This is a genomic window from Micromonospora sp. NPDC023814, assembly GCF_040639595.1.
Taxonomy (GTDB): Bacteria; Actinomycetota; Actinomycetes; order Mycobacteriales; family Micromonosporaceae; genus Micromonospora.
Window position 1 is genome coordinate 1 of the sequence record NZ_JBFAAF010000178.1, and the last position, 3,879, is coordinate 3,879.

Consider the following 3,879-nt stretch of genomic DNA (forward strand, 5'->3'; position numbering starts at 1 on the left):
AGGTGGTGGTGGCGGATGTGCGGTGGGATCGGTTTGTGTCGTCGTTCACGGCGTTGCGGCCGAGCCGGTTGTTCACCGAAATCCCCGAGGCACAGTCGGCCATCGAGGCAGCAACCCGCACCGAGGACGGCCCCACCGGCCAGGTGTCCGCCTTCCGCCAGCGGCTTGCGGCTCTGACGCCGCCGGAGGCCGAGGCCACCCTGCTCGACCTCGTGCGATCCCAGGTTGCCGCGGTGCTCGGCCACGCCACCGTGGAGTCCGTGCCACCGGACCGGGCGTTCCAGCGCCTCGGCTTCGACTCGCTCACCGCCGTCGAACTGCGCAACCGGCTGACCGCCGAGACGGGCCTCGCGCTGCCCACCACGCTGGTCTTCGACCACCCGACACCAGCCGCCCTGGTCGCCTTCGTCCGGGAGACCGTGCTCGGCGCCTCCGGTGACGCGCCGGCCGGGCGTACGGTCACGGTCGTCGACGACGACCCGATCGTGATCGTGGGTATGGGCTGCCGCCTCCCGGGCGGCGTCGGATCGCCGGACGAGTTCTGGCAGCTGCTCTCCACGGGACGCGACGGCATCTCTGACTTCCCCCTCGACCGGGGCTGGGACACCTTCCTCAGCAGCGGCCTGTCCGACACGTCCTTCGTCCGCAGCGGCGGCTTCGTCTACGACGCCGCCGAGTTCGACGCCGAGTTCTTCGGGATCTCGCCCCGCGAGGCCCTCGCCATGGACCCCCAGCAGCGGCTGCTGCTGGAGACCTCCTGGGAGGCGGTCGAATCCGCCGGCATCGACCCGACCAGCCTGAAGGGAAGCGCGGTCGGCGTCTTCGCCGGCGCCAGCTTCCAGGGGTACGCCAACGGATCGGTGGGCCGCGCCCAGGAGGTCGGCGGCCATCTGCTCACCGGCAACGCGACCAGCGTGCTGTCGGGTCGGGTGGCGTACTCGTTCGGTTTCGAGGGGCCGGCGGTGACGGTGGACACGGCGTGTTCGTCGTCGTTGGTGGCGCTGCACCTCGCGGCGCAGGCGCTGCGGTCCGGGGAGTGCGACCTGGCCCTCGCCGGCGGCGTCTGCGTCATGGCGTCCCCGGCCACCTTCGCCGAGTTCTCGATCCAGGGCGGCCTGTCCGCCGACGGCCGGTGCAAGTCGTTCTCGGAGGCCGCGGACGGCACCGGCTGGTCCGAGGGCGTGGGCGTGCTGCTGGTGCAGCGGTTGTCGGACGCGCGGCGGGACGGCCGGCGGGTCCTGGCGGTGGTACGCGGCACGGCGGTGAACCAGGACGGTGCGTCGAACGGGTTGACGGCGCCGAACGGTCCGTCGCAGCAGCGGGTGATCCGGCAGGCCCTGGCGTCGGCGGGGTTGACCACGGCCGACGTGGACGTGGTGGAGGCGCACGGCACGGGCACCAGGCTCGGTGATCCGATCGAGGCGCAGGCGTTGCTGGCGACGTACGGGCAGGGCCGTGGCGAGGCTGCGCCGCTGCTGCTGGGTTCGGTGAAGTCGAACATCGGCCACACGCAGGCGGCCGCCGGTGTTGCGGGGATCATCAAGATGATCCTGGCGATGCGGGCCGGGGTGGTGCCGGCGTCGTTGCACGTGGGCGAGCCGTCGTCGCATGTGGACTGGTCGTCGGGCGCCGTGGAACTGGTGACGCAGGCGCGGGATTGGCCGGCGGTGGGGCGTCCGCGTCGGGCGGGGGTGTCGTCGTTCGGCATCTCGGGGACGAACGCGCACGTGATCATCGAGCAGGGAGAGCCGGAGTCCGCGTCGGAGCTTGATCCGGAGCGGCCGGTGCCTGCGGCGGGGGAGTCCTCGGCTGCGGCCGTGGAGCCGCTGGCGGTCTCCGTGTCGGCGTCCGTCGCGCCGGTCGGGTTGCCGGTGCCGTGGGTGGTGTCGGCGCGGTCGGAGCGTGGCCTGGCGGGTCAGGCGGCGCGGCTGGTGTCGTTCGTGCGGGATCGGTCTGACCTGTCTGTGTCGGATGTGTCCTGGTCGTTGGCGGTGTCGCGGGCGGCGTTGGAGCACCGTGCGGTGGTGTGGGGTGGCTCGGTCGAGGAGTTGACGGCGGGTTTGTCGGCTGTGGTCGAGGGCCGGCCGGCGGTGTCGGGTGTGGTGTCGGCGGGTCGTCGGGCGGTGTTGTTCACGGGTCAGGGTTCGCAGCGGGCCGGTATGGGTCGTGAGTTGTGCGACGTGTTCCCAGTGTTCGCGGCGTCCTTCGACCGGGTGTGCGCGGAGTTGGATCCGCATCTGCCGCGTCCGTTGCGGGAGGTCGTGTTCGCCGAGCCGGGTACCCCCGATGCCGGTCTGGTGGATCAGACGGTGTTCGCGCAGGCGGGGTTGTTCGCGGTCGAGGTGGCGTTGTGGGAGTTGCTCGCCTCGTGGGGTGTGCGGGCGGACTTCCTGGCGGGTCATTCGATCGGTGAGGTGACGGCGGCGTACGTGGCGGGGATGTTGTCGCTGTCTGATGCGTGTGTGTTGGTGGCGGCGCGGGGCAGGTTGATGCAGGCGCTGCCGACCGGTGGGGTGATGGCGGCCGTCGGCGCGTCGGAGGATCTCGTCACCGAGCTGATCGAGGCTACGGCTGCGGCGGTGGACGTTGCGGCGGTGAATGGTCCGGCGTCGGTGGTGGTGTCGGGTGCTGTCGACGAGGTTGCCCAGGTGGTCGAGGTTTGCCGTGAGCGGGGGTGGCGGGTCAAGGAGTTGTCGGTCAGTCACGCGTTCCATTCGCGGTTGATGGAACCGATGCTGGACGAGTTCGCGTCGGTCGTGGCGGGGCTCGACTGGCAGCCGCCCCGGATCCCGATCGTGTCGAACGTGACCGGGGCCGTGGCGGACACGGCGGAGATCACCGACCCGGGCTACTGGGTGCGGCACGTACGTCAGCCGGTGCGGTTCGCCGACGGGGTGGCGGCGCTGCGGGAGCAGGGCGTGGACACGTTCCTGGAGGTCGGCCCGGACGCCGTCCTCACCGCCATGGCGGCCGAGGCAACGGCGACCGGCGACGACGTGCGGTACGTCGCCGCGCTGCGCCGCAAGCAGCCGGAACTCACCGCCCTCACCGCCGCCGTCGGGCAGCTCTGGGTCGCCGGCGTCGCGGTGGACTGGGCGGCGTACCACGGCCAGGCCGGTGCCCGGCCGCACGTGGTTGACCTGCCCACGTACGCCTTCGACCGGCAGCGGTACTGGCTGGACGACCCGCAGCCCGGCGCGACCCCGGCGGCCGTCGACACCCCGTCCGACGAGCGGTTCTGGGCGGCGGTCGAGTCCGGGGATCTCGGCACGCTGGGCGAGGAACTGGCGGTGGGCGCCGACGAGCCGTCCACGGCGCTGCTGCCGAAGCTCGCCCGGTGGCGGCGTACGACGCAGCAGCGGGCCGCCGTCGACTCCTGGCGGTACCGGGCGACGTGGCGTACGGCTGCCGTGCCGGACAGCGCGACCCTGGCGGGGACCTGGCTGGTGCTGACGGCGCCGGGGCAGGAGAACCACCCGGTGGCCGAGGGGTTCGCCGCCCGTGCCGCCCGGGTGATCCCGGTGCCGGTCCCGGCCGACGCGGACCGGGACCGGGTGGCACGGCTGCTGCGGGACGCGATGGGGTCCGCCGACCGGGACGCGAACGTGGTGTCCCTGCTGTCGCTGACCGACCCCCGAGAGCCGGCCGCGGTTCCGGGCGCCGTCGAGGCGTCGAGGGCGCTGACCGTGGTGCAGGCGCTCACCGAGGTCGGCGGGGCGGGCCGGCTGTGGTGGCTGACCAGCGGGGCGGTGTCGGTCGGCGGTTCCGACCTGCTCACTGACGTCGCGGGTGCGGCGGTGTGGGGTTTGGGTCGGGTGGTGGGTTTGGAGTTGCCGTTGCGGTGGGGTGGGTTGGTGGATGTTTCGGGTGTGTGGGATG

1 pseudogene is annotated in these 3,879 nt (G+C 72.6%); it reads left to right on the forward strand.

Annotated features, from left to right (window positions below):
* Window positions 1-209: 209 nt before the first annotated feature.
* A pseudogene (locus AB0G14_RS35035) lies at window positions 210-3,879 on the forward strand (beta-ketoacyl synthase N-terminal-like domain-containing protein); the annotation flags it as partial.